Consider the following 24,182-nt stretch of genomic DNA (forward strand, 5'->3'; position numbering starts at 1 on the left):
CTCACTATTTGATCTGGTTGGTTGTGGTCATGATCTGATCAGCGGTTTCAATCGCCTTTGAATTCATCTCATAGGCCCGTTGGGCAGAAATAAGATCGGTAATCTGCTGGATGATGTTCACATTCGAATTTTCAAGATATCCCTGCCGTGTCACCCCAACGCCGGGATCGCCGGGGGTGGCCTCGACCGGTTCACCCGAGGCAGAAGTTGCCGCCAAAAGGTTGTCCCCCATCGGCTTTAGCCCTGCCTGGTTAAGGAAGGTGGCCAAAGTGACCTGCCCCAGTTCAACCGGCTCCGCCTCATTTTCGATATAGGCCATTACCACACCATTTTGATTGATCTCGACCTGCCGGGTCAGCTCCGGCACCACAATTGCCGGTTCAACCTCGTAACCGTTCAAGGTCACCAGCTGACCTTCGGCACTGAGCTGAAAATTACCGTCGCGGGTATAGGCCTGCGTGCCATCCGGCCGGTTCACAATGAAATAGCCGTTGCCGTCAATCGCCATATCAAGCTGATTTTCAGTTTGCACCAGCCCGCCTTGGGTGTTGTGGCGGATCACACCTGCGGCCTGTACACCCAAACCGATATCCGTCCCCACAGGCCGCGCCGTGCCTTCTTCGGAGGTCAGCGCCCCGGCACTGTTCACGCTTTGATAGATCAGATCCTGAAACGCGGCGCGCCCGCTTTTGAAACCTGTCGTATTGGCGTTGGCGATGTTGTTGGCAATGACATCGACGTTTGTTTGCTGTGCCAACATGCCGGTTGCGGCAATTCCAAGTGCTTTCATGTGCTGCTCCTATGCGCCCGTGATCAGACGCGCCCTAATCTCTGAATGGATGTTTTTGTAAGGCTGTCATCTTCGGTCATCAGTTTGACCGAGTTTTCATAGGCCCGCTGGATGTCGATCAGGCGGGTCATCTCCAGAACGGCCTGAACGTTGCTACCCTCGACAAAGCCCTGCTTGACCTTGGGGGTTTCGATTTGTTGTGGGGCGGCAGCATCACCTGGGAGTTGATACATGCCACCGCCCAGAGACGTCATGCGCGCCTCTTGTTCGATCTTGAAAACCCCGATGGTTCCCAGAACGGCCCCATCAGGATCGGTAATTGTGCCGCCTGTCGTGATGACAACATTCTGCCCTACATCATCCGGCAGGGTGACCGGCCCGCCGCCGGCATCCAGCAGCGGCAAACCCGTGGAAGTTTTCAACTGACCGTCAACATCGACCACAAATTGTCCATGGCGGCTGTACCCGGTTTCGCCGCCATCAAGCTGAAATGACATCCAGCCCTCGCCGGATACTGCGACATCAAGGGGATTGCCAGTTGGCAGCAATGGACCACTGGAAAGATCCAGATAGGTCCCCTTGTCCACAACATAGCTGATGTCATCACCAGCTGCAGTGTTGTCGACGGATTCCAGCAAAGGGTTGATCGTCTTGAAGCCGGCTGTTGAAGCATTGGCCAAGTTATGGGCCGTCATATTCATGCTGCGCTCTAACGCAGTCGCCTGCGACAGCGATACATAGCCGATATTGCTCATGATAATCTCCTCCGGCGGGGCAGACACCGAAAATATTCATTCAGATGGCAGTCTGTTGCAAAAACAAAATTTCATAACTACAAGATTAAGGCAAGGTTTAATCTGTTGAGCAAGAATAAATGTGTTTGTTTAAACTACATAGGGCCTTCCCCGGCTTAATCCTTGCTTTGGTGGCGGGGCATATTCACGCGGAACCGACGGTCACCGCCGCCGCAACCACCATGGAGGCCCCGGTGCGGGCACAGGATTGGCAGCGCGATCTTGACCTGCAACACTGGGGGTCCGCCACGTTCCACGCCGATCTTTCTTCTGCAATCATCGCGCTTAGTGCCGCGCATGGGGCAACGAAATGTACGGTCATGCTGGACATCGCGGAACTCTACCTGACGCATATGTTGCTATATGAGGCCCGCACAACGCTGGAGGGGATCACCCCGGTGACACCGGATCAGGCCCGCCGCCTTCGCGTCTTGAAAAACGCGACCTCTTTATTGTCTGGTCAGGCGGTAGAAGATTTCACCGGCTCTGCATTAAACGCGACCAACCGGCCTGATCGGGCATTCTGGGCCGCGCTTCAGGCGATTGCACATGCGGACGCAGGCATGTTGAGCGCAAACATCAGGGGCAGTTTTTCCGGGCTTGGTCTTCAATCGCGGGCCGCGCTGCGGCAAATGCTGCCCGTGTTTATCGAAGCAGCGACAGAGCTGGGTGAACAGGCCCATGCCGCTGCGGGTCTGAAACTCTTGGCAGAGCTGCCCGATCTTGCAGATTCCTCGACTGGCCAGTTCCTGCGGGGACGCGTTGAGGAACGGCGCGGCAACAATGCTTCGGCGCTTAAGGCATATTTTTTGGCTGCCGAAGGTTGGGATGAATACGCAGCCCGCGCACGTTTGGCAGTTGCCGATATGTCCTTGCGTGATGGCGGGTCCGGTGCCCTGCTGTCGGCCCAAAGCATTTTACAGGATGGTGCAGAAGCATGGCGGGGCGACCGCTATGAGTTGGAAATCCTTAAACGTATGGCGCGCCTATATGCCGGGACGGGCGATAAAATCGAAGAATTGCTGGCCCTTGGCAGATTGTTGAAACGTTTTCCCACCTCTAGCGAAGCCAAAGGCGGGCAAGAACAGGCAAAGCAACTTTTGAACGACCTCTATCAAGAGGGCCGCAGCGGAAGCTATCCCTTGTCCGAGTGGATGTCCGCGCATCTACGCTTACTTCCATTTTTTGGCGCGTTCCCCGCATTCCCTGCCCATACAGAAGCATTGGCGGATTATGTTCTTGGTTTGGGTGCCACAGATCTTGCAGCCAAGGAATACCTGCGCGCCATTCACGAATATTCAACGCGCGACAGCCAAACGCATAAATCAGATGTGACGCGCTTGACGCTAAAGCTGGCGGATGCGCAGCGGCAGGCGGGGTTGTTACCTCAGGCACGTGCGACACTTGAGGCCATGAAGCTGGAAACGGTTGATCCACAGCATGACGCCCATGCCACATTAGCCGCAAAGGTGCTGTCTGAGTTAAATGATGGACCAGCCTTGATGCAAACGACCCTAACCGCCCCAACGCCCGACCATCTGCGGGATCTCGGCATGGCGCTGTCCGATGCCGAAGAATGGGGTGAAGCCACCGCTACCTTTCTACAGCTTTGGAAGGATCATCCGTATGAATTTGCATTTGAAGACGCCACCAGATTACTGATCGCTGCCAACCGATCAAACAACAGTGCAGCAATCAGCAAGGTGGCGCGCGCCTTTCCGCAGCTTACCAGCTCTGCGGCCCTTATTGATCTTGCAAAAAGCCTGAATGCGACACCGCAAAGCCTGATGCCATTAAGCGCTGAAAAAGTGGCTGACAGGTTACAAAGTCTCGATGACGCGTTTCAAACCATCAAGAATACAAGTGTATCACCTTGAACATCAGGTTAAAGCTGTACTTCAACAAGTTCAAAATGTTCAGTAATTTCCAATTCTTTAACTCTCCTTAAACTTCACTTCTTTAAGTGTACTGTAGAGACAAGAATAAAAAGACAAATAGAGGCGGAAATAATGAGCATTTCAAGCGCACTCCAGACGGGTGTGAGTGGTCTTCAGGCCAATTCAAAAGCGGTCGGCAGCATTTCTGAAAACATCGCAAATGCGAATACTGTCGGCTATCGCCGCGGCTTTGTTCATATGGTTACGACCACAGCTTCTGGCGGCAACCGCGAGGGTGTCTTGTCGGTCGCGGGCGTGGATGAGGTTGATATTTCTTCGGCAGGTGGCTTGATTTCCACCCAGTCCGGAACGGACCTCGCCATCGGTGGCAACGGGTTCTTTGCCGTTTCAATCAACCCAAATGATCCTGTCGCGACGAATTACCTCCTGACCCGCGCAGGATCGTTCCTGCCAGATGAAGATGGCAATCTGCGCAATGCCGCCGGTTACTACCTTGCCGGTTATCCGTATGGTCTGGATGGCACCATCGGTTCTGTTGATCGTAGCTCCTTTGACCAGATGGAAACCGTGAATATCGGCAACATCAATATCTCAGCCGGGGTTTCAACCGCAGTCACCGCCTCCGGCAACCTGCCGTCTCAGGACACCGGTCTTGTCACCCCCGGCGCCCCTTTCCTGACCTCTTCCGAAATCTTTACATCCCTTGGCGAAAGCCAGCGTATCGGCCAGTCTTGGACACCGACTTCCACGGCAAACACCTGGGATCTGGAATTGTCAGATCAAAATGGTGCCCCGCTTGGTACATTGACGGTCGAGTTTAGTGACTCCGGTCCTGAAGCGGGCTCTCCGCTGGCATATACCGCCTTCACCTCAACAGCGACGGCACCTGCGGACTTTAGTTTCGACGCCGCAACCGGTGTTGCTACGTTGACATTGGACAACGGGGCGACACCACAAGTGGTTGACCTTGAACTCGGCGCCCCGGGGACCTTTGATGGGATCACCCAGTTTGCTGGCGATTTCAGCCTGTCCTTCGACCGTGACGGATCCAGCGCCGGTGAACTTGTGCGCAGCGAAATTTCTCCTGACGGGGTGCTGTTTGGCATCTTTGACAATGGGATGCGCCGGGCGCTTTATGAAATTCCGGTCGCCATCGTAGACAACCCGAACGGTTTGATCGCGGCAAAGGGCAATGCCTATAATCTGTCCGGCGAGACAGGATCATTCAACGCACTACAGGCGAACTCCTCAACCGTGGGGGCGATTAACGCTGGTGCGCTTGAAGGGTCCAATGTGGATATCGCCCAAGAGATGACCGATCTCATCAAAGCGCAGCGGGCGTTCTCGACCAATGCCAAGGTGATCACAACCGTTGACGAGTTGATGGACGAAACAACCAGATTGAAACGTTAATTTCTTAATGCCGGAGTAAGACATGAGTCTGACAGGGGCACTTAATTCTGCATCATCGGGCCTGCGCACCACGCAGACATTGTCCAGTGTCGCCGCCGACAATGTGGCCAACGCGCTTACGCCTGGATACACAAGACGAAGCGCTGCGGTCGTGTCGACGGCCAATGGGCAGCGCGGTGTGACCATCGCGGATATACGCCGGGAGGTCGACGCCTCGCTCCAGCGGATGTCGCGTATGGAAACAGGAAAGATGGTCCGCTATCAGGTGCTTGATGAAGGGCTTAGCAGATACACTGCATTTCTGGGCCAACCCGGGGACGGAAGATCGCCGGCGGATAAATTCAGCGCTTTCCAAAACAGCTTTACCACGCTGATCAACATGCCCTCTGCCCATGGGGCGCAATCAGGTGTCGCCCTTGCTGCGGAGGATCTGGCACAATCGGTGCGCGGCGCGGCGACCAGCCTTAGCACAACCCTAAGCGAAGTTGACATGGAAATGCGCTATGAGGTCGCCGACCTTAATCAGGCGCTGTATCAACTTCAGGACCTCAACGCCAAACGGCTGGCCTTTGAACCGGGCACAGCAAATGCGGCGAATATGGGTGAGCAGATCGATGGTTTGCTGGATCAGATTTCCGGCATTGTCGACACCCGTGTGTCCTTCTCTTCCACCGGTACGGTAAGTGTCTACACCGTCGGCGGCGCGGCCCTGATTGAAGGGCAATCAGTGCAGGACGTGACATTCAATGCAGGTGACGGCACCTTGATGGCCGGTCAACAGGATATCACCCCCTTCAAGGATGGCGTGCGCGGCCTGCAACACGGCAGTCTGGTCGGCCTGTCAGAGCTGAAACGCACAGTCATCCCGCAGTTCAATGCCCAGCTCGATGAATATGCCCGTGGTTTGATCCAGAGTTTTGAAAACGCCGATACCTCGCTGGCACCGGGCGAGGCAGGCCTGTTCACCGACAATGGCGCGGCCTACAACCCCGCCAATCTGACCGGTCTTGCCAGCCGGTTACAGGTTAATGAAAAAGTGTCTCTGACTGGAGATGGCGAAGTGTGGCGCCTACGTGACGGGCTTGGCGCGACCAGCGAAGGTCCGGCTGCCGATACAACCCAGATCGCGGCATTTGTTGATGGGTTCAACGCCGCCGTGGGCGCACCTGCCAGCACCGGAATCGCGGCCACTGTGACTTTGCAGGACTTTGCTGCAGAGATGGTCACCAGCCAGTCAACAGCGCGCGTTCGGGCCGAAAACAACTATTCCGCCGCCAGAACGGCAGCTGAAATGGTGAACGGCACAAGATCGAACGCAGAAGGTGTAAACATTGACGACGAGATGCAGCGCCTGCTGCTGATCGAGCAGAGCTATGCCGCCAATTCAAGAGTGCTGACCACCGTATCCAATATGATTGATACGTTAATCGCGGCAGTATGAGGAAATACCATGACATTCGGCATCAATAACATTTCGACCCTGCAATTCGCCTCGTTCAACCGGCTTAACGTGCAAAGCACCAGTCTGGCGCTGCAACGTGCCGGTCAGGAGCTGGCGACAGGACGCAAGGCGGATATTTTCGCCGATCTGGGGTCGAATGCCGTTTCGACCATCAAGATGCGCGCCCGCGAGGCGGATACGCAAACCTTCATGAAATCCAATGACCTTATTGGGAACAAACTTGAGGCGATGGTGCTGTCTGTCGACACTGCACGCGACAATGTTCAGGCCGTGCTGGAACGCGCCATTACCAATGCGTCCCGCCCCCATATCGACGCCGGGTCACTGCAACGCGATGCGCTTGCCGCGCTGGATACATTTGTTGCGGTGATGAACACCAGCCACAATGGGGACCACTTGTTTTCCGGCCTCGACTCGGATGCTGCTCCCCTGATGCGGTGGTCACAGACCAATGCCGCAACCGGTCTTTCGCCGCAGGATGCCATCACTTCCATATATGGTGCTGGCCCTGTTGACGCCGCAACGGCCGCAACCATCGCCGGTCAGATCGACCTTGCCTTTGCTTCAAATGATGCGGTTGATCCGAACCGGAACTTCGAGGCGACAATGTATCAGGGTACCCCCGCGCTTGATGGTGGCGGGCAGCCCTCAGAACAAGTGAAAGCCTGGGTCAATAGCGGCCAACAGGTGACCTATGGCGTGCGGGCGAATGACACCGCATTTGTCGAGGCTTACAAAGGGCTGTCCATGCTGGCGGTTACTGATGTCAGCACCTTGGATGAAGATGCCTATGTCACCTATATGGATAGCGTGATCAACGCGCTAAGCAACGCGCAGGAAGGCATGCGCGCCATTTCGGCACAGATCGGGTTTAACCAGCAGATCGTTGAATCCGCGCAAAACCAGCTGACAGATCTTTCCCTGATCCAACGCACTCAAATCGGCAATTACGAAAACGTGGACCCTTACGAGGCGGCAACGCGGGTGCAGGGATTGGAAATCCAGCTTCAAGCCAGCTACGAAGTCACATCCCGCCTGTCAGGCCTGTCGATCCTGAACTTCCTGAGATAGCGAGATTAGCCAACCTTGGAAACGGTTTCGGGCAGCATAAGCCGGTAACCGCGTCCCTGTACGGTCTCGATATATTGCCAGCCGCTATCAGAAGCGGCAGCGATCTTCTTGCGCAGCTTACAAATATAAACATCGATAATCTTGTCGAACGGCTGATCTATACTTGACCCGTAAACCGCATCATAGATCGCATCTTTTGAGATCACCTTGTTCGAATTCAGCGCCAGATGCTGAAAGACCGAATGCTCCCGCTTGGAAAGCTTGATGCGGCTGCCTGAAATAATCGGGTCACGCCCGTCAAAATAGGCGGTCAATTCCCCCATGACAATGCTGTCAGCAGCATGGCCATAAAGCCTGCGGATCACAGAGTTCATCCGCGATACAACTTCGGTGCCGCGGATCGGGCTGACCATGACATCATCCGCCCCAAGATCCAGCAGGCTTGAGGTATCCTGTGAGTTACGGAAGTTCCTGAAGACGATGATCGGGCTGACGCATTTCGCCGCTCTGAGCGCACGGATATGTTCGCGCAACTCGTCACATTCACTGAGCAATATCGCGCGGTTCTTCTGACCTGGCTGCATCAGGACACCGAGGCCGGTTGTAAAGAAATCGCTTGCTACAAACTGCGGGTCAATCCCCGCCTTGCGCAGCTCTGCCGCCAATCCCGGCCGACGTTCTTCCTGCTGTTCGTAAACATACGCTTTCATATGTTTGCCAACCCCTGTTCTTTCTATCCTTGCTAAATATCAAGTATAGATTTTCTTTACAATGATTAAATAGTGGATTAATTTTGAGTTAATCGTCGAGCGAAGATTTTGAACTATAATAAACACCTGTCCTTGCAGGTACGAGGTTAAGTAGATGCGGGCCTTTATGAGAACTTTCTGGCGGGCTGCCCTGATCGGCACGATTGCTTTTGCCCCACAGGTGTCCAGCGCAGAGGTGCGGATCAAAGATATCGCGAATTTTGAGGGGGTGCGCGAAAACCACCTGATCGGATATGGCTTGGTCGTGGGGCTTCTGGGCACTGGTGACAAGTTGAACTCCAGCCCTTTTACACGTGAATCCATTCGCGGGATGCTGGAACGCCTTGGCGTGGCCAATCTGGAAGGGTCCGACCTTAAGACAAAAAATACCGCTGCAGTGATGGTCACAGCAAAGTTGCCACCCTTTGCGCGGCGCGGCTCCCCTATTGATATCACCGTATCGTCACTGGGCGACGCAACCAGCCTGCGCGGGGGCACCTTGCTGATCACCCCGCTGACCGGGGCGGATGGCGCGATTTACGCGGTGGCGCAGGGTGCTGTTGCAACATCGGGGTATCGTGTGGAAGGCAACGCCGCCACTGTTGTCGAAGGCGTGCCCACCATCGCCAAGATCGAAAACGGTGCAATTGTCGAGAAAGAGATCGATTTCAATCTGTTCCAACTGGACAGCATCCGCATCGCCCTGCGCGACCCTGATTTCACCACCGCCGACCGTATGCGCGATGCCATCAACGCACGCCTCGGCCCCAAGGCGGCAGAGGTGCTGGATTCCGGCACCGTAGAGGTCTGGGTCGATGGCAAGGCCAATGTCGCGGACACAATCATGGCCGTCGAAAACCTGACCCTGACACCGGATAGTGTTGCCCGCGTTGTGGTCGATGAAAAGTCCGGTACCATAGTCATGGGCGCGGATGTACGGATTGCGCAGGTTGCCATCAGTCAGGGCGGCCTAACGGTGCGGGTGCAGGAAAACTATCAGGTCAGCCAGCCGGGGCCAGTCAGCTACGGCGGGGGGACAGCGATTGTCACGGGTGCCCCGATCCAAATTGGCGGATCGACCGTTGTAGTTCCTGAAACAGAAATAGACATTGAAGAACGCGACGGCAGTTTCACGATCTTGCGCGGCGATGTCAGCCTGCAAGAGCTTGTGAACGGGTTGAATGCCATTGGCGTTGGCGCGCGCCAAACCATTGCCATCCTTCAGGCGATCAAGGCAGCCGGTGCCCTACACGCAGATCTGGAGATCATCTGATGAATAATCTCACCGCTATGCTCGCGCAGGGTGCCCACCCCGAGATGACCAAAGCCGTCACAGATCATGCCAAATCCACCCAAACCGCCAAAGATTTCGAAGCGGTGTTTCTCACCCAATTTGTCGATGAGATGATGAAGACCACCGGCGACGCGGCCTTTGGCGGGAAAGATCAGGCCGAGATGTGGCGATCTTTCATGTCCGAAGCGGTTGCCAAACATCTGGTTGAGCAGGGCGGTCTGGGTCTGGCCGGCAGTGTCGAAAAAATGATGGACGCCTACACAACATCGGCAAAGCCCCAGACTTCCGTTGAAAGGTTCGACAAATGACCCTGAGAAAAAAATTCCACTTTGGCGAGCGAGCAACGACAGACAGCAAGGCAGAGGCCCCCATTGCCCTGACCGCCGAGGATGAAGCCAACCTTGATGCCTACGTCGATAAAATACAGGAAACGGTTGCGATCCTGCGCAAGGAGATCACCGCAATCAATGAAGGTGAACTTGAAGTCATCAGCAACGTGTTTGAGGAAAAGTCAAAAATTCTGAAATGGCTTGAGCTGCGCACGCCACTGGTTGAACCTTTCCTGAACCACGACATTGCCAGAAAGTTGAAAATCAAAGAGCATCTTGGTGAGCTCAGAAAATATATCGAAGAAGACGGTGTAATGTTGTCACGCATGGCAGTTGCTGCCCGGACGATCTTGCGGGAGGTAGAAAAAGTCAGCAACCGCAATGAGTTGGGGAACGTCTACGGGAAGTCCGGCAAGAAGATGAGCGCAAATTCCAGCGGCGCACCAGGTATTGATCGCGAGTTTTGATAGCTCGATTGGATAAAAACAGCATTCGTTAACCGCCCGTTAACCTCAACGCCTAAATGAGTTTTGCTGGCGTAATGCCTGCCTCAGTCAGAAGACTGAAAAGACTAGAGAACCAAGGAGAACATTAAATGTCGTCCATTCTCACCAATAACTCCGCCATGGTCGCACTTGCGTCGCTTACAGACGTGAACCGCAACCTGAACGAAACTCAAACCCGTATTTCCACCGGCCTGTCGATCCGCTCCGGTAAAGAAAACGCCGCCTATTTCTCGGTTTCCGAGACTATGAAGGGCGACAGCGCTACTTTCAAAGCGCTGAATGACGGCATGACCGCAACCAAGAACTCTGTTGCAACGGCCCGTCTTGGCGCCGAAACCGTCAAGGAACTGTCCCAACAGATCGTCGAACGTGTGGCATTTGCCCAAAGTGGCGGCATTGATCCGGCTGACGTTCAGCTGGAAATTGACGCAATGGTTCTGAACATGCAGTCCGCCATCGACCAGTCGACCTTCAACGGTGACGACCTCGTGACAGGTGTGGCAGCGGTTACTGTTGTAACAGGTGTTTCGCGCGCCTCTGGCTCTTTCGCGACAACGTCGATCGACTTCAACTCAGTTGATCTTCAGGCCATTCAAACTGCGATGGCTGGCATCGACCTGGCAACCTCCACTGATTTGGAGGCCGATCTGGCAACTGTTGAAACCCAGTTGGCGGCGTCAATTGATGCAGCAACTTCTTTGGGCATCACCGAGAACACCCTGGAAGGCCAGATGATGTTCCTTGAAAGCCTGACCGACACCTTCGATTCCGGTGTTGGCTCAATGGTTGATGCGAATATGGAAGAAGAAGCCGCGCGTTTGCAGGCCTATCAGGTGCAGCAGCAGCTTGCGACACAGTCTCTGTCGATTGCAAACCAGTCGCCGCAGAACATCTTGAGCCTGTTCCGTTAATTCGGGCTGATTTAAGTTCACACAACAGCCTCGCCCGGACATATGTGCCCCGGAACAATCCACCCCACACCGGGCGAGGCATCTCTCTCTTTATGAAACACCGACCTCCCTTTATTGGCAGGTCGGTGTTTTAGCTTGTGGCACCTAGTTCGGCCTGCGGCACAGCGCCTTGCGCGCCGTCCTGTGCGAAAAACGCGCTTAGCGGATCCTCGATACCTGCCTGTAAGATCATTCGGTAGATTTCGGCAAAGCTTTGGCCAGCTGTGCTTTGCTCGCCGCGGCCCTGTGACAAATAGGGACTCATGGTCTGAAATAGCAGAACCGCCTGATCCGTATCAGCATCAGAACCGGGTTTATATGCCCCCAGACGGATCAGATCCTCCATATCCGCATAGCGGCCCAAGGCTTTGCGGGCGGTCTTTGTGATTTCATACTCTTCCGCAGAATGACAACCGGGCAGCATGCGCGACAGAGATTTCTGTAAATCAATCGCCGGAAAACGCCCCTGTTCGGCAATTTTACGGTCCAGCACCAAATGACCATCGACAATGCCGCGCACCGCATCGGCAATCGGTTCGTTCATATCATCACCATCTACCAGAACCGTATAAATCGCCGTGATGTCACCCTCGCCCTGCCGCCCAGGGCCAGTACGCTCCAGTAGATGTGGCAACTCACTGAACACCGACGGGGGATACCCGCGCAAGGTTGGCGGCTCACCTCGCGCAAGGCCGATTTCACGCTGTGCCATGGCAAAACGGGTGACACTGTCCAACAGCAACAACACCTGTTTGCCTTGGGATTTGAAATATTCGGCAATTGCTGTGGTGGTCAGGGCCGCCTGTTTGCGCAGCAGCGGGGCCTCATCCCCGGTCGAGACCACAACGACCGCCCGCGCCATGCCTTCTGGTCCCAAATCTTCGCGGATGAACTGTTGAACTTCACGGCCGCGTTCCCCGATCAGGCCAATCACAATGACATCTGCGTCGGTGTTGCGCGCCAGCATCGCCATCAATGTCGATTTCCCGACCCCAGAACCGGCAAACACCCCCATTCGCTGCCCGCGACACAGCGGTGTGAACACATCCACGCATTTGATCTGGGTTTCGAGTTTTTCACCGACCTGTTTGCGTTCGAATGCCTTGGGGGGCTGCGCGGCGCGTGTGGATTTCTTGCGTGGCCGCGGAGCACGATCATATGATGACAGGGGCTGCCCCAAGGCATCCACAACGGTGCCGATCCAGCTTTCATCGGGGTAGACCATATCGTCCAGCTCAATCAATTCGACCGGATCACCAACTGCAACACCGTCCCATGCCCCAAAAGGCAGCACACATAAATCCGCCCCCTGCGCGCCGACAACCTGCCCGTCGACAGCCCCCTTGCGGCCAAACACACGGCATCGGCTGCCGATCCCGGCTACCGCCTCCAATCCACGTACCGTCAAGGTTAGCCCGACAATCGCTTTTGTACTGCCGACAATTCGTGCACTTGCCGATGAATAGATCTTGTCTTGCATCTTCGCAAAGGTTTGCATGGGATTAGAACTTTCCTATTCATTTTATCCTTGTTATAAAGCAAGGATAAATAGCGAGTCTACAATGAATACTGAACAAACCTCTCTCTTTGATCTGGCCCCTCAGCGCCTGCAATGGCTTGCGAACCGCCAAAAGGTGGTTTCCGAGAATATTGCAAATGCCGACGTCAGCGGCGCGCGGGCCAAGGATGTTGAAAGCTTTGCCAGCTACCTGAGCCGCATTCGCGCAGGTGCCGCCCTGCCAGAAGCAGATGTAAAGGAAGCAGATGTGAGCTGGGGTGAAGATATGTCCGGCAACAACATCATACTGGAAGAGCAGATGATCGAAGCGAACTCAACCGCTTCGCAATTCAAGATTGCCGCCAACCTGTATCGCAAAGCACATGAAATGCTCTACACGGTCGCCGGCCGTCGCTAAGCCTAAGGAACACGTCAAATGGATCCTCTCAGCAGCATCGGAACAACCGCCGCCAGCGGCATGCGCGCACAGGCCAGCCGCCTGCGCGTAGTGTCCGAAAACGTCGCCAACTCCAGCTCCACGGCACAGCAGCCGGGCGGAGATCCCTATCAGCGCAAGACCATGTCCTTTCACGCCACCACTGACGAACGCACAGGTGCCGCGATTGTTGAAACAGGCGATATCGGACGCGATGAAAGCGCTTTTGAGTTGCGTTTCGATCCATCACACCCGGCGGCTGACGAAAACGGTTATATCAAACTCCCCAATGTTAATCCACTGATAGAAATGAGTAATATGCGTGAAGCCTCCCGTAGTTACGAGGCGAACCTGTCGATGATGGAAAATGCCCGCGACATGCGCAGTCAGCTTGTCGATATGTTAAAGTAGGAAATATTTAATGTCTGATTTTGCGGCCATCCGCTCCTCCTATGTCCAGGCGGCCTATTCCAAGGCGGCGGACACTAAACCAGCAACAAATGACGTAAATCCAGCCACGGCTGATTTTTCCACCATGGTATCAAAGGCTGCGGCGCAGGCCGTCGATACAGTGCGCACCGGGGATCAGATGGCCATTGCCGGCCTGAACGGTCAGGCAGGTTTGCAGCAGGTGGTAGAGGCAACCATGGCGATGGAAAGCACCGTTCAGGTTTCCGTCGCCCTGCGTGACAAGCTGGTCGAAGCCTATCAGGACATCATGCGCATGCCGATCTGACAGGTTTTCTGTCGCTACAACACAAGGCCCATATAGTGGAACCCGTCGCAGCTTACGAAATCATCAGCCAGACGCTGACAGCGACGTTGCTGTCATCGGCCCCTGTGCTGGCCGTGGCCCTGATCGTGGGGCTGATGATCGCGTTTTTCCAAGCACTGACGCAAATTCAGGAAATGACACTGACCTTCGTGCCCAAGATCGCAGCTATCTTTGTGACCATCGCCCTGTCCTTGCCTTTCATCTTTGGAACATTGACCCAGCTCACCGACCGGGTGTTTGACCTGATCGTGAATGGCGGTGTTTGAAATGGGCTGGCGCAAAACAACCGGCCTGATTTTGGCTTTCGGCGTTTCCGCCACCAGCGTTTGCGCGGAAAGCACGGCGGGCTGGCTTGGCTTTTACCGGCCAACGGTCACGCAAACCACGACCGCAGCGCCCCCTGTATCGTCGCAAGTGTGCCTGCAGGAAATTCTAAAGGCGCAAGCCCGCTACAACATTCCTGACAACCTGCTGCTGGCCATTGGTATCCAAGAAGCAGGGCGGCGGGTGAACGGGGAAATCACCATTTGGCCATGGACCGCAAATGCGCGGGGCAAAGGCGTCTTTTTCGACACCAAACAGGATCTTGAGACATGGGTGCGGCAAACGCAGTCATCCGTGACGCAATCGGTTGATGTGGGTTGTATGCAGGTTAATCAGAAATGGCATGCCCGGCAGTTCTCTTCTCTGGAAGAGGCAACAGACCCGAAATCAAACGTCGATTACGCCGCGCGTTTTCTGTTAAGCCTGTATCGCGAAACCCGCGACTGGTGGCAGGCGGCCGGGCGGTATCACTCCTCCACGGAAAGCTATAAATCCGTTTACCTGCAAAAGCTCGGCCAGAACCAAAAGCTGGCAAACCGGCACGTCTCAGCTTTCGCAAAACAGGGGACCCGCCGCCAGGCAGAGCCTGTGCAAGTTGCCCAAGCGCCTTGGTATGCGCCTGCGGTAAACTGGACGTCGGACATGACCGGCACCCAAGGCACGGCGCGGAAAGTCATGTCGATCTACTCAAGCGCACCATTGCAGGCCGTTCTGCCCAACTATGCGCGGGCGGATTAAGATGGCCGTGAATGAGACCAGCACCAGCCCATTCCAACTAAGCGGATTGCTGAAATTCGGGCATAGCAACCGCGATATCGGTTTTGCCATCGGCGTTGTGCTTATTCTGGGGATGCTGTTTGTCCCTCTGCCCCCGTTTCTACTGGACCTCGGATTGGCAATTTCCCTATCGCTTTCCGTGTTGATCCTGATGGTGGCGCTGTGGATTGGCACACCACTTGAGTTCAACTCTTTCCCGACACTATTGCTGGTGGTGACGATGTTGCGGCTGGCGCTGAACGTATCGTCCACGCGCCTGATCCTTAGCGAAGGGCATAATGGCCCCGGTGCAGCCGGCAATGTGATCGAAGGATTTGCACGGTTCATTGTTGGCGGCGACTTTGTCATCGGAATTATTGTTTTCACCATTCTGGTGATCATCAACTTCATCGTCATCACCAAGGGGTCAACCCGCATCGCCGAAGTTGCCGCACGGTTCTCGCTTGATGCGATGCCCGGCAAACAGATGGCGATTGATGCCGATCTGGCCGCAGGGGCGATCACCGAGGAAGATGCCAAGCTGCGCCGCAAGACTGTCGAAGAAGAAAGTTCATTTTTCGGAGCCATGGACGGCGCATCCAAATTTGTGCGCGGGGATGCTGTTGCAGGGCTGATCATCACCCTGATTAACGTGTTCGGGGGCATTCTGATCGGGATGATGAGCCACGATCTGAGCGTCGGCGAAGCGATGAGCAATTACACCGTCCTGACCATCGGCGACGGTCTGGTTACACAAATTCCGGCATTGATTGTCTCTCTTGCGGCAGGCCTGCTGGTCACCAAAGGTGGCACCCATGGCGCGGCAAACGTTGCGGTTCTGGGTCAGCTCAGCAACTTCCCTAAAGCGCTATATATGGCGGCGGTTCTGACCTTCTGCATTGGCTGGCTGCCCGGTTTCCCGCTCTTCATCTTCCTGCCCATGTCCGTTGGATTGGCTGCCTTTGGTTATAGCATGCAAGGTCAAGTCGCCGAAAACGAGGCAAAGGCCAAACAGCTTGAGCTGGAAAAAGAGACCCCGCCAGCAGCGCAGGAAGACACCATGTCAGAAATGCTGCGCGTCGACGATGTGCGGCTGGATCTGGGAACGGCTCTGGTGCCGATGATCACCTCGAACAATGCCGCTCTACCCGGCAAGGTCAAAAGCCTGCGGTCGCTGTTTATCAAGGACTTTGGCTTTGTCCTGCCCATGGTGCGGATCAAGGACAATACCGATCTGCCACCCATGACCTATTCGATTTCCTTGCAAGGCGTCGAAGCCGCACGCGGTGAGGTCGATCCAATCATGATGATGGTTATCAACCCTACGGGAGAAGACATTGATCTGCCGGGCAAACGCACCCGCGAACCGACCTTCGGACTGGAAGCGATCTGGGTGGACGAGGCCCGCGCCTCGGAAGCGGAGCTGCAGGGGCTGACCGTTGTGGACCCGGAAAGCGTGATCACCACCCATCTGACCGAAGTGATCAAGGAACATATGCCCGAAATCCTGACCTATGCAGCCACGCAAGAGCTGATCGAAGGACAGGAAAAGGACTATCAGAAGCTTCTTGCCGACAGTTCCAACAACAACCCTGCCGTGACCTTGCAACATGTTTTGCAGGCCCTGCTGGCCGAACGGATTTCAATTCGCAACCTGCCCAAGATCATCGAGGCCGTTGCCGAAGCCAGCGCCAATACCAAGAACATCCGCGCCGTGATTGAGCATGCACGGGGCAAGCTGGCCAAGCAGATTTGTCATTCGCTGGTCGATGCACAAGGCTATGTGCCTGTGATCAATCTGGCCGGTGCGTGGGAGACCGAGCTGATCAACGCGATCTCGACGTCAAACGGCGAGGAAACATTCCTTATGTCCCCCTCGCGGGTACAGGAGTTTGTGCTGGAAATGCGCAAGGAAATTCAAAAGTTTTCATCCGCAGACGAATGGCCTGCCATTCTGGTCACCCCACGTGCCCGGCCCTATGTACGCTCCATTCTGGAGCGCGTCAGCCCGATGACACAGGTGATTTCCCATAACGAGGTCCACCGCAAGGCATCGCTACGCACTGTCGGCACTGTCGGGTGATGGCCGATGTCGCTTGATACATTTGTCACCTCGCTGTTCTTTTCCTATTTCGTTGTTTTTGCCCGCCTCGGATCCGCGCTGATCTTTATGCCCGCCTTTGGCGAGGTGCAGGTTCCGGTCCGCGCACGCCTGTCTTTCGCGGTTGTGCTTTGTGCCGCGCTGCTGCCGATGACGCCGGTGCAGGCGGCAATGCCCACCGCCCCAGTGGCCGTTGCGGTGATGCTGGCGATCGAGGTGACCATCGGCCTGTGGATTGGGCTGACCGCGCGGATCCTGCTGTCTGCACTGCAATTTGCAGGCTTTCAGGCGGGGCAGGTATCAGGCCTGGCAAATGCCTTTGGCCCCTCCTTCGGATCCTTTGAGGGGGCGACAATGGTGGCAACGCTGATGTTGATCACCGCAGTTGCCATGATCTTTATCACTGATACGCATCACATTATTTTGCGGGCCTTGCTGTCCAGCTATGTGGTTTTCCCGCCCGGACAGATCATGATGGCCGATTTGACTGACCAGATCCTCAAAGCCGCAGGTCAAAGCCTCTATATCGGCACCGCCATCGCAGCCCCGTTTTTCATCATGGGCGTGGTATTGAACCTTGGCATGGGGCTGGCCAACCGGATGATGCCACAGCTGCCGGTGTTCTTTGTCGCCGCGCCTTTGTTAATCGGGGCGGGCCTGTTGATCCTAGCCATGTCGATGCCGACGATCCTTGATTTCTACATCTCGGAGTTTCGCGCATGGCTGGGCGGATTTAAGTTCTGACCATGGCAGAGAACAACGACAGTACAGAAAAGACCCTAGAACCCACCGAGAAGAAGCTACAGGACGCCCGCAAGAAAGGGGATGTGCCTTCTTCCAAAGAGACCGGCAATATGATGGTCGTTCTTGCCCTTTTGGGGATCATCGCATTCGTTCTGCCGCTTCAGACCCCCAAGGTGATGGATGCTCTTTATGGGTTGATCGAACAATCCACCACATTGACGGTAGGGACAGGCACCACCGGCGTTACGCGTCTGGGCGAGATCATGCGCGACTTTGCCCTAAGCATCGCAATTGCCATTGCCCCTATGTTTGCCGTGCTGCTGGCCGGGGCCGCTGTTGGTGCTGTTATTCAGGGGGAGACAGTTGTCTCGCTGGAGCGTATCCGCCCCAAGCTTTCGAAACTCTCTCCCGCGCAGGGGCTGAAACGCCTGTTCTCGGCCAACTCCATGGTCGAGTTTCTGAAAAGCATCATAAAGGTGTTTGCGGTTGGCGGCTTTGCCATCTGGTTCACCCTTGAAGCCGTGCAGAAGGTCTGGATGATGTCCGGGTTTCTGCCCGAATACCTGCCCGGCTACCTCGTGGCGGCCTCGCGCAAGCTGCTGCTGGCGGCAGCGCTGTTTCTGGTACCCATCGCAATTGCTGATATTCTGTGGCGCAGGTTTGACTGGCGCAAGAAACAGCGGATGAGCCAAAAGGACCTGCGCGACGAAATGAAGGAAAGCGAAGGGTCACCGGAAATCCGCACCCAACGGGCACGCCGCCGGCGCGAGCTTTCGCGTCAGCGCACCCTTGCTGTTGTGCCGATTGCCAACGTCATTCTAACCAACCCCACACATTATTCCGTGGCGCTGAAATATGATCCTGACATCGACATGGCACCGGTCTGTATCGCCAAGGGCGCAGACCTCGTGGCGCTGCGCATCCGGGAGGTTGCTTTCGAACATGACATTCCGATTGTTGAGAATAAACCACTGGCGCGCATGTTGTTCGACACGGTCGAGATTGATCAGGTCGTGCCGGTCGAACATTGGGAAATTGTCGCCGAGATTATCAGCTTTGTTTTTGCCCTGAACGAAAACAAACCACATGTTGCGCCGGAAGGATCAACCTTGCGGCGCAAACCGGACTAGGATCAACACCCTAACTTAATTCAATTTGATACCCACAAGATCCTGATCACCGGGAAGCTGTGACCGTTCCAGAATGATCTTTGAAACAGCGCGCGCGCGAACCGGCGATACCTTAGCCATGATCGGTGCCGCGCTGCGCGGGTTCATGGTGCCAAGGATCATGATCGTGGTCTCAATATCCAAATCATCAATGATGCGTGCCGCATCAGCGGGTTTCATATTCTTGTAGAACGAAATCAGGCGCGACAAATCTTCTGTCTGCAATGCTTCCACCTGTGCAAGCAGGGTCTCGATTGAGGTTTTCAGCTCTGTCAAAGATGCTTTCTCAACCCGCAGGCGTTCCTCCGACAAGGCAATCTCTGCCAGCCGCTTTTCCATATCCGCCTTTTGCTGCGCCACCAGCTCCCGTTCGCGGGTCAGCGACTGGAGGATCTCCTCTGGCGTATCCAGCTTGCCCGGAGCCACCGGAAGATCCTCAACCAAGGGCGGCGAATCCGTCGCGGATTCCAATGTCGCCTCTACCTTGTCAGCAGCATTCACAACACCAATGTCTTTCACCGGTGCTACATCCCTGAGGGACGGCAATTCCGGGAAAGACAGCGCCGCCTTGGCAAAAACCATTACCCCCAAACCGACAAGGATCATCCGTCCGCTCAACAGGTTTCGCATGGCCTATACCTCTGCAGTGCTTTGAGTGTCGAAGAATGCGCGCACCAGTTCTTTCTTGTCCCGCATCACCCGCATGCCCGGGGTTTCCACAGGCGCGGCGCGGCGGCTGGCAAATGTGCTTTGTGCCGCCACCTCAGGCTCTGCCTCTGGCTGTACCTGTTGCACCTGCTCTGCCACTTCAATGCGATCGCGCATCTGGCTGACCGAATCCTGTGATTTTTCTACAGCTGAAGAAAACTCTTCGACCAAGGGTTCAAGGTCTTTCAGGATTCCCATCAACAGACGCACTTTGCGCGACACGATGTACCCATATGTAATGCTGCCAATGAGAAGCAGAATGATTACGCAGTCAATTATCATCGCCATCTGTTTCCAGTTCCTTCTTCAGTTTGAGTTCTTCGGTAATCTGAACGGCAACAAAGCCGTTGTTCCGTTTGCCAATCGAGACTTTGAACATCGGCGTATCCGCGCAGGTCATTGTTGCGTCCTGACCTTCCTCAATGCCGAAATTGATCGTATCGCCCGGTTTCCAGGCCATAATCCTCTGGATCGGGATCGCCTCTTCCGCCAGAAGCACCTCAAGGGTCATATGCGCCCGTTCGATCTGGCTGCCGATCAGATCATGCCAGCTGCTTTGCCCCTCGCCGCGGTCACCGAAATAGACCTTGCCCAGATCAGGCCGAATTGGCTCCAGAGCGTCATAGGGAATGATGATATCGACACCGCCCATATGACCGGCAATCGAAACGGAAATCTTGATCCGTGCGCACAGGCTGTTATGTTTCGCTACGGCCGCGGCTTCCGGGTCGCTTTCAACACGATCCAGTTCCAGCGCAGATGCGCTGACAACGGTTAACGCGCGTTGCAGTTCCGCCAACACTGCGGCGGCCACCCGCTCGCCAAAACCAAGCTCAATGGCGGTGAAACGCTCCACCCCCTCCAGATCCAAGTTCTTTGCACTGCCGCCTAGCATCAGTTCGCTTGTCGCCAGCAGACACACCTTGTCGATCGCAATCACGATTTCACCGTCAAAGGGCTTACCAATACCCACGGCCATCAGCACCGGCTCTGGCACATCGGCCACAACCTGATCCATGGTGATATAATCAAGCGACACCATGGAAGCTTCACAGCCAATTCGGGTTAAATCGGAAAAGGCTTCAGCAAGGTTTTCAACCAGACGCGCCCCGATGATATCCAGCATGGGCAACCGATCAAAGGTAAAGTCCGACTGACGGATAATCTCGTCAATCAGGCTGATGTTCTCGCCTTCAATATCGGCATTGGCCAGTGTCTCGCTCACGTGCAGGTCCTCATTGAACAATCAGATCTTTGATCAGGATTTCTTGCGGCAGGTCATTTCCCACAGCGGCCCGCGCACGTTTCAGCAGCTCCGCCTTGATGTACATAATGCCCGCCATGCCGCGCACATCCGCCTCTGACAGGCCGCGCAAATAGCTATTGAACAGATCACGGATGAAAGGCTGGCGTTCCGCCATCAGCTTGCCTGCATCCAGATCAGGCCGGTACGCAACAACAAGGTTGATCTTCAGGAAAGCGGTGCTTGTGGTGCCATCAGCACCGGTGCTTTGAATGTTGGTCAGCATATCCCCAAGATCCAGCAGCCCGCTATCGGCAATAGATTCACCTTTCCCGTCTGCATGGTCTTTTTCCTGCAGGGCCATCGCCTTTTCGGCATCATGGCCATCCTTGGCCAGCGGATCCGTCACATCCTTACGCAGCTTGGGGTTTCCGTCTTTCGCCCCATCACCATGCCCACCATCCTTGTCATGCGCTTCGGTGCTTTCTGCGTCCTTATACTCCGGCGCATACTCCTCGGCATCCTGCAGATAGGCCGTCCGCGCCAGAAAAAACCCGCCGCCCAATGACACAAGGCACATCACAGCGGCTGCCAGCAACATCTTGCGAGATCCGCGCGACTTTTCCGCCGGCGCATCCTCTGCGTCGGTTTCTGGCGGCTTCTTTTTAGGGTCGGGCTTGGTGGCCATGTTTTACAGTCTTTCCTTACTCAAGGATAATCGCCTCCTTTTACTTCGAATACAAGTTTACTTTCAACTTAAACTTGCCTTAACCTTGCATTAATGATGTATAGTCGCGACAACAACCAGTGGGGGCATACGTGCAAGGATTGATTGATAATCTACTGTCTTTGGGTCGACAAAGATTGATGATCTTGGCCGGCACTGCAGTTGCCGTTGTCGCGGCGCTCTTACTCGGCCTTAGCGCGATCACCCGCCCGGACTACGCACCGATTTATTCAAATCTATCTGTCACCTCTGCCAGTGCCATCGAGGCAAGCCTGACCAATGCCGGTTTTCGCGTGATGGTCTCTGAGGATGGTTCATCTGTATCGGTCCCGCGCGCCGATGGTGCCCGTGCCCGCATGGCCCTTGCCGAGACCGGCGTGCCAGTAGACGGCGATCCCGGCTGGGAGCTGTTTGATGAAAAGAGCGGGCTGGCGATGAACTCCTTCCTGCAAAAAATCAATCGTGTCCGCGCCATGGAAGGCGAACTTGCCCGCTCCATCCAGACGTTGGATGGCATTTCATCCGCTCGCGTTCATCTTGTGCTGCCGGATCGCGAACCGTTTTCACGCGAAGCACCTGCGCCTCGGGGGTCGGTGGTGCTGCGATCCAGTGCTGGCCGCGCGGTTACCCGCAAACAGGCAATAGCGGTGCGGACCCTTGTTGCATCTTCTGTGGCAGAGCTGGAAGTTTCCCGCGTTACTGTGCTTTCGGCCAGTGGCGAAACAATTCTTGCAGAAGGCTCAGGTGGTGAAGGTCCTACCGGCATGCAGACCACCAAAACCTCAATCGAGGACCGCCTGTCCCAGGAAATCCAGAACATCCTGACGGCCCGCGTCGGCGCGGGCAATGCGCGCGTTCGGGTCAATGTTGATCTCACGACCCAGCGCGAAGTGATTGTCGAGCAAAGCTTCGATCCAGAGCAACAGGTTGTTCGCTCCACCGAAAGCACCACACAAAACCAGACAGGCACCGATGGGGGTGGCAATGTCGGCGTGGAAAACAACATTCCCGCAGCACTCGCTGACGGGGGCGGCGCCGCAACCTCCAACCGAAGCGAAGCGGGCGAGCAGGTACAATATGAAATCGGCAACACCCGTCGCGAAATCGTGCGCGAGGCCGGTGAAGTACGCCGCCTGACTGTCGCTGTTTTGGTGAATGGCATCTACAATCTGGAAGGGTCCGACGTTGCCTATGTTGAACGCACCCCTGAAGAGCTGAATCGTCTGACCGAACTGGTCAAATCCGCAGTGGGTTTTGAAGAAGGCCGCGGCGACAGCGTTTCTGTTGATAGCATGCGGTTCATGGATTATTCGATGGATCTGGGTGATCCGATTGTCCAAACCATCGGGGATCGCCTGTCGGAAAGCATTGTGCCCATCATCCGGGGCGTGCTGGCCCTGTTGATTGTTGCACTGGTGATGATCCTCGGTGTGCGCCCGATGCTGCGCCGCTTGAACCAGCCCGACCCGCTGAATGTGGTTGAAGAGCCTGCGCTGGAATCGGACACAGTCGAACGCGAGGGGCTTGCCGCACCGGACAGCACTCCAAACGCCAGCGGGACCAAGCTGCTTGCCACCGACACCTCCGGCGCATCAAGCACAGAACCTCGCAAACTTTCGGCCACCCCGGTTGAACGGGATGAATTGACGCTGGATGACCAGCAATATGTCACAACCCAAGGCATCCGAGGTAGCATTCAGAAGGGCAATATCGATAAAATTCAACGCCTTGCGGATGAGAAGCCAGAAGAAGTGTTGCGCGTGATGCGGTCATGGCTCACCACTGAGGCAGAAGCGTGATTACCCTGTTTGACCATAATTTCGACCTTGAGACAGGCCGTTCGACGCATAAGGACGCGGCCAGCAAGATAGAGGCAATTGCCGACCTGAAAGAGCAACTTGAGGCGGCCCGCAAGGAAGGTTTCGAGGCCGGCCGTGCCCTTGGTCATGAAGAAGCGAAAACCGAGTTTGACGCTGGTGCCGCAGCGCGCTTCGAACAGGAACGCCAGATCATACAGGAACAACTGGCCCAGCTGGCGGCGCAGGACAAAAGGCATCACAGGGATACAGAACGTGACATCATCGAGCTGTTTCTGGGGGTCGCAGACCGATTGATGCCTGAACTTATCACCCAATATGGCCCGGCTTTGGCCATCGATCGTATCAAACAGGCCGTGCAACAAACCCGCACCGACCCAGAGCTTACGATCAGTGCCAGCCCTGAGGTTGTTGCTGCCCTCGATCAGGAAGCGCCGTCATGGCTGACCGCGGCCTCGCAAACTGTGGAAATCGATCTTTTCGCAGACCCTGAAATGCCCCGTGGCGCGGCGCAGGTTCGGTGGCAGGGCGGGCGGCTTGAATATGACATTGAAACTGCCTGCACACAGATCCGGCAAGCGCTGGCACAGGCGGCAAGTGACTATAACGAAGCGACGTAGAAAGCTGA

At 55.5% G+C, this 24,182-nt stretch carries 26 protein-coding genes; 18 read left to right on the forward strand and 8 right to left on the reverse strand.

Features of this window, described 5'->3' with window-relative positions; genetic code table 11:
- Window positions 1–4: 4 nt before the first annotated feature.
- Entirely contained in the window at window positions 5–790 is a 786-nt protein-coding gene (gene flgG, locus QQL78_RS14635; RefSeq protein ID WP_284374552.1) for a flagellar basal-body rod protein FlgG, read from the reverse strand.
- Between the two features lie 23 nt (window positions 791–813).
- Entirely contained in the window at window positions 814–1,545 is a 732-nt protein-coding gene (locus QQL78_RS14640) for a flagellar hook basal-body protein (RefSeq protein ID WP_284374553.1), read from the reverse strand.
- A 119-nt stretch (window positions 1,546–1,664) separates the two neighbouring features.
- Between QQL78_RS14640 and QQL78_RS14645 the strand changes: the two genes are divergently transcribed.
- The 4 genes from QQL78_RS14645 to QQL78_RS14660 all read left to right on the forward strand — a co-directional run bounded on the left by QQL78_RS14645 (window position 1,665) and on the right by QQL78_RS14660 (window position 7,428).
- Window positions 1,665–3,461 carry a tetratricopeptide repeat protein gene (locus QQL78_RS14645; RefSeq protein WP_284374554.1) on the forward strand — a complete coding sequence of 599 codons (1,797 nt, stop codon included), beginning with the start codon at window positions 1,665–1,667 and terminating at the stop codon, window positions 3,459–3,461.
- A gap of 132 nt (window positions 3,462–3,593) precedes the next feature.
- Window positions 3,594–4,895 (forward strand): flagellar hook protein FlgE, encoded by a 1,302-nt coding sequence (locus tag QQL78_RS14650; RefSeq protein ID WP_284374555.1) that lies wholly within the window; start codon window positions 3,594–3,596, stop codon window positions 4,893–4,895.
- Window positions 4,896–4,917: 22 nt separating this feature from the next.
- Window positions 4,918–6,336: a flagellar hook-associated protein FlgK gene (gene flgK / locus QQL78_RS14655; RefSeq protein WP_284374556.1), complete on the forward strand. Its 1,419-nt coding sequence runs from the start codon at window positions 4,918–4,920 to the stop codon at window positions 6,334–6,336.
- Between the two features lie 9 nt (window positions 6,337–6,345).
- Complete coding sequence (locus QQL78_RS14660) at window positions 6,346–7,428, forward strand: flagellin (protein ID WP_284374557.1); 1,083 nt, start codon at window positions 6,346–6,348, stop codon at window positions 7,426–7,428.
- A gap of 5 nt (window positions 7,429–7,433) precedes the next feature.
- Here QQL78_RS14660 and QQL78_RS14665 read toward each other — a convergent pair whose 3' ends face one another.
- Window positions 7,434–8,138, reverse strand: a complete 705-nt coding sequence (locus tag QQL78_RS14665; RefSeq protein ID WP_284374558.1) for a response regulator transcription factor — start codon at window positions 8,136–8,138, stop codon at window positions 7,434–7,436.
- A 166-nt stretch (window positions 8,139–8,304) separates the two neighbouring features.
- Here QQL78_RS14665 and QQL78_RS14670 point away from each other — a divergent pair, with 166 nt between their 5' ends.
- The 4 genes from QQL78_RS14670 to QQL78_RS14685 all read left to right on the forward strand — a co-directional run bounded on the left by QQL78_RS14670 (window position 8,305) and on the right by QQL78_RS14685 (window position 11,217).
- Window positions 8,305–9,450: a flagellar basal body P-ring protein FlgI gene (locus QQL78_RS14670; RefSeq protein WP_284374559.1), complete on the forward strand. Its 1,146-nt coding sequence runs from the start codon at window positions 8,305–8,307 to the stop codon at window positions 9,448–9,450.
- Window positions 9,450–9,779, forward strand: a complete 330-nt coding sequence (locus QQL78_RS14675; protein WP_284374560.1) for a rod-binding protein — start codon at window positions 9,450–9,452, stop codon at window positions 9,777–9,779. The genes QQL78_RS14670 and QQL78_RS14675 overlap by 1 nt, the downstream gene beginning before the upstream one ends.
- Window positions 9,776–10,267, forward strand: coding sequence for a flagellar biosynthesis protein FlgI (locus QQL78_RS14680; protein ID WP_284374561.1), 492 nt, complete (start codon window positions 9,776–9,778; stop codon window positions 10,265–10,267). Before QQL78_RS14675 ends, QQL78_RS14680 begins: the two co-directional genes overlap by 4 nt.
- Window positions 10,268–10,395: 128 nt before the next feature.
- Window positions 10,396–11,217, forward strand: a complete 822-nt coding sequence (locus QQL78_RS14685; protein WP_284374562.1) for a flagellin N-terminal helical domain-containing protein — start codon at window positions 10,396–10,398, stop codon at window positions 11,215–11,217.
- 130 nt (window positions 11,218–11,347) lie between these two features.
- Here QQL78_RS14685 and QQL78_RS14690 read toward each other — a convergent pair whose 3' ends face one another.
- Complete coding sequence (locus tag QQL78_RS14690; protein ID WP_284374563.1) at window positions 11,348–12,754, reverse strand: FliI/YscN family ATPase; 1,407 nt, start codon at window positions 12,752–12,754, stop codon at window positions 11,348–11,350.
- On the opposite strand from QQL78_RS14690, the gene QQL78_RS14695 reads away from it, so the two are divergent.
- From QQL78_RS14695 to QQL78_RS14730, 8 genes are read left to right on the forward strand one after another with little or no spacing between them, the layout of a single operon-like run.
- The gene (locus QQL78_RS14695; RefSeq protein WP_284374564.1) at window positions 12,753–13,172 is read left to right on the forward strand and encodes a flagellar basal body protein; all 420 of its coding nucleotides are present in this window, start codon (window positions 12,753–12,755) and stop codon (window positions 13,170–13,172) included. The genes QQL78_RS14690 and QQL78_RS14695 overlap by 2 nt on opposite strands.
- 18 nt (window positions 13,173–13,190) lie before the next feature.
- Window positions 13,191–13,601 (forward strand): flagellar basal body rod protein FlgC, encoded by a 411-nt coding sequence (flgC, locus tag QQL78_RS14700; protein WP_284374565.1) that lies wholly within the window; start codon window positions 13,191–13,193, stop codon window positions 13,599–13,601.
- Window positions 13,602–13,611: 10 nt separating this feature from the next.
- Window positions 13,612–13,926 carry a flagellar hook-basal body complex protein FliE gene (fliE, locus tag QQL78_RS14705; RefSeq protein ID WP_284374566.1) on the forward strand — a complete coding sequence of 105 codons (315 nt, stop codon included), beginning with the start codon at window positions 13,612–13,614 and terminating at the stop codon, window positions 13,924–13,926.
- Window positions 13,927–13,961: 35 nt separating this feature from the next.
- Complete coding sequence (fliQ, locus tag QQL78_RS14710) at window positions 13,962–14,231, forward strand: flagellar biosynthesis protein FliQ (protein WP_284374567.1); 270 nt, start codon at window positions 13,962–13,964, stop codon at window positions 14,229–14,231.
- Window positions 14,218–15,027: a lytic transglycosylase domain-containing protein gene (locus QQL78_RS14715; protein ID WP_284374568.1), complete on the forward strand. Its 810-nt coding sequence runs from the start codon at window positions 14,218–14,220 to the stop codon at window positions 15,025–15,027. Before fliQ ends, QQL78_RS14715 begins: the two co-directional genes overlap by 14 nt.
- 1 nt (window position 15,028) lies before the next feature.
- The gene (gene flhA / locus QQL78_RS14720) at window positions 15,029–17,128 is read left to right on the forward strand and encodes a flagellar biosynthesis protein FlhA (RefSeq protein WP_284374569.1); all 2,100 of its coding nucleotides are present in this window, start codon (window positions 15,029–15,031) and stop codon (window positions 17,126–17,128) included.
- 6 nt (window positions 17,129–17,134) lie between these two features.
- Window positions 17,135–17,890 carry a flagellar biosynthetic protein FliR gene (locus QQL78_RS14725; RefSeq protein WP_284374570.1) on the forward strand — a complete coding sequence of 252 codons (756 nt, stop codon included), beginning with the start codon at window positions 17,135–17,137 and terminating at the stop codon, window positions 17,888–17,890.
- A gap of 2 nt (window positions 17,891–17,892) precedes the next feature.
- Window positions 17,893–19,020 (forward strand): EscU/YscU/HrcU family type III secretion system export apparatus switch protein, encoded by a 1,128-nt coding sequence (locus QQL78_RS14730; RefSeq protein WP_284374571.1) that lies wholly within the window; start codon window positions 17,893–17,895, stop codon window positions 19,018–19,020.
- 15 nt (window positions 19,021–19,035) lie between these two features.
- Here QQL78_RS14730 and QQL78_RS14735 read toward each other — a convergent pair whose 3' ends face one another.
- From QQL78_RS14735 to QQL78_RS14750, 4 genes are read right to left on the reverse strand one after another with little or no spacing between them, the layout of a single operon-like run.
- Window positions 19,036–19,689 (reverse strand): MotE family protein, encoded by a 654-nt coding sequence (locus tag QQL78_RS14735; protein WP_284374572.1) that lies wholly within the window; start codon window positions 19,687–19,689, stop codon window positions 19,036–19,038.
- A 3-nt stretch (window positions 19,690–19,692) separates the two neighbouring features.
- Window positions 19,693–20,055, reverse strand: a complete 363-nt coding sequence (locus tag QQL78_RS14740; RefSeq protein ID WP_284374573.1) for a flagellar motor switch protein — start codon at window positions 20,053–20,055, stop codon at window positions 19,693–19,695.
- On the reverse strand, window positions 20,039–20,992 hold the full coding sequence (locus QQL78_RS14745; protein WP_284374574.1) for a flagellar motor switch protein FliM: 954 nt from the start codon (window positions 20,990–20,992) through the stop codon (window positions 20,039–20,041). Before QQL78_RS14745 ends, QQL78_RS14740 begins: the two co-directional genes overlap by 17 nt.
- A 10-nt stretch (window positions 20,993–21,002) precedes the next feature.
- The gene (locus tag QQL78_RS14750; RefSeq protein ID WP_284374575.1) at window positions 21,003–21,698 is read right to left on the reverse strand and encodes a flagellar basal body-associated FliL family protein; all 696 of its coding nucleotides are present in this window, start codon (window positions 21,696–21,698) and stop codon (window positions 21,003–21,005) included.
- A gap of 179 nt (window positions 21,699–21,877) precedes the next feature.
- Here QQL78_RS14750 and fliF point away from each other — a divergent pair, with 179 nt between their 5' ends.
- Together fliF and QQL78_RS14760 are read left to right on the forward strand one after the other, a co-directional pair.
- On the forward strand, window positions 21,878–23,536 hold the full coding sequence (gene fliF, locus QQL78_RS14755; RefSeq protein WP_284374576.1) for a flagellar basal-body MS-ring/collar protein FliF: 1,659 nt from the start codon (window positions 21,878–21,880) through the stop codon (window positions 23,534–23,536).
- The gene (locus QQL78_RS14760; protein WP_284374577.1) at window positions 23,533–24,174 is read left to right on the forward strand and encodes a FliH/SctL family protein; all 642 of its coding nucleotides are present in this window, start codon (window positions 23,533–23,535) and stop codon (window positions 24,172–24,174) included. Before fliF ends, QQL78_RS14760 begins: the two co-directional genes overlap by 4 nt.
- The last annotated feature ends 8 nt before the right edge of the window (window positions 24,175–24,182 follow it).

This window comes from Sulfitobacter pacificus, from assembly GCF_030159975.1.
In the GTDB taxonomy this organism is placed as follows: domain Bacteria; phylum Pseudomonadota; class Alphaproteobacteria; order Rhodobacterales; family Rhodobacteraceae; genus Sulfitobacter; species Sulfitobacter pacificus.

Bases quoted from the DNA above. Each gene is read 5' to 3' on its own strand.
- QQL78_RS14695 (WP_284374564.1), top strand. From the start codon at position 12,753: ATGGGATTAGAACTTTCCTATTCATTTTATCCTTGTTATAAAGCAAGG.
- QQL78_RS14740 (WP_284374573.1), bottom strand. From the start codon at position 20,055: ATGGCGATGATAATTGACTGCGTAATCATTCTGCTTCTCATTGGCAGC.
- QQL78_RS14735 (WP_284374572.1), bottom strand. From the start codon at position 19,689: ATGCGAAACCTGTTGAGCGGACGGATGATCCTTGTCGGTTTGGGGGTA.
- QQL78_RS14750 (WP_284374575.1), bottom strand. From the start codon at position 21,698: ATGGCCACCAAGCCCGACCCTAAAAAGAAGCCGCCAGAAACCGACGCA.
- QQL78_RS14645 (WP_284374554.1), top strand. From the start codon at position 1,665: ATGTGTTTGTTTAAACTACATAGGGCCTTCCCCGGCTTAATCCTTGCT.
- QQL78_RS14690 (WP_284374563.1), bottom strand. From the start codon at position 12,754: ATGCAAACCTTTGCGAAGATGCAAGACAAGATCTATTCATCGGCAAGT.
- flgG (WP_284374552.1), bottom strand. From the start codon at position 790: ATGAAAGCACTTGGAATTGCCGCAACCGGCATGTTGGCACAGCAAACA.
- QQL78_RS14665 (WP_284374558.1), bottom strand. From the start codon at position 8,138: ATGAAAGCGTATGTTTACGAACAGCAGGAAGAACGTCGGCCGGGATTG.
- QQL78_RS14675 (WP_284374560.1), top strand. From the start codon at position 9,450: ATGAATAATCTCACCGCTATGCTCGCGCAGGGTGCCCACCCCGAGATG.
- QQL78_RS14680 (WP_284374561.1), top strand. From the start codon at position 9,776: ATGACCCTGAGAAAAAAATTCCACTTTGGCGAGCGAGCAACGACAGAC.
- QQL78_RS14730 (WP_284374571.1), top strand. From the start codon at position 17,893: ATGGCAGAGAACAACGACAGTACAGAAAAGACCCTAGAACCCACCGAG.
- flgK (WP_284374556.1), top strand. From the start codon at position 4,918: ATGAGTCTGACAGGGGCACTTAATTCTGCATCATCGGGCCTGCGCACC.
- QQL78_RS14660 (WP_284374557.1), top strand. From the start codon at position 6,346: ATGACATTCGGCATCAATAACATTTCGACCCTGCAATTCGCCTCGTTC.
- QQL78_RS14685 (WP_284374562.1), top strand. From the start codon at position 10,396: ATGTCGTCCATTCTCACCAATAACTCCGCCATGGTCGCACTTGCGTCG.
- QQL78_RS14650 (WP_284374555.1), top strand. From the start codon at position 3,594: ATGAGCATTTCAAGCGCACTCCAGACGGGTGTGAGTGGTCTTCAGGCC.
- flhA (WP_284374569.1), top strand. From the start codon at position 15,029: ATGGCCGTGAATGAGACCAGCACCAGCCCATTCCAACTAAGCGGATTG.
- fliF (WP_284374576.1), top strand. From the start codon at position 21,878: ATGATCTTGGCCGGCACTGCAGTTGCCGTTGTCGCGGCGCTCTTACTC.
- QQL78_RS14725 (WP_284374570.1), top strand. From the start codon at position 17,135: ATGTCGCTTGATACATTTGTCACCTCGCTGTTCTTTTCCTATTTCGTT.
- QQL78_RS14640 (WP_284374553.1), bottom strand. From the start codon at position 1,545: ATGAGCAATATCGGCTATGTATCGCTGTCGCAGGCGACTGCGTTAGAG.
- QQL78_RS14670 (WP_284374559.1), top strand. From the start codon at position 8,305: ATGAGAACTTTCTGGCGGGCTGCCCTGATCGGCACGATTGCTTTTGCC.
- flgC (WP_284374565.1), top strand. From the start codon at position 13,191: ATGGATCCTCTCAGCAGCATCGGAACAACCGCCGCCAGCGGCATGCGC.
- QQL78_RS14715 (WP_284374568.1), top strand. From the start codon at position 14,218: ATGGCGGTGTTTGAAATGGGCTGGCGCAAAACAACCGGCCTGATTTTG.
- fliE (WP_284374566.1), top strand. From the start codon at position 13,612: ATGTCTGATTTTGCGGCCATCCGCTCCTCCTATGTCCAGGCGGCCTAT.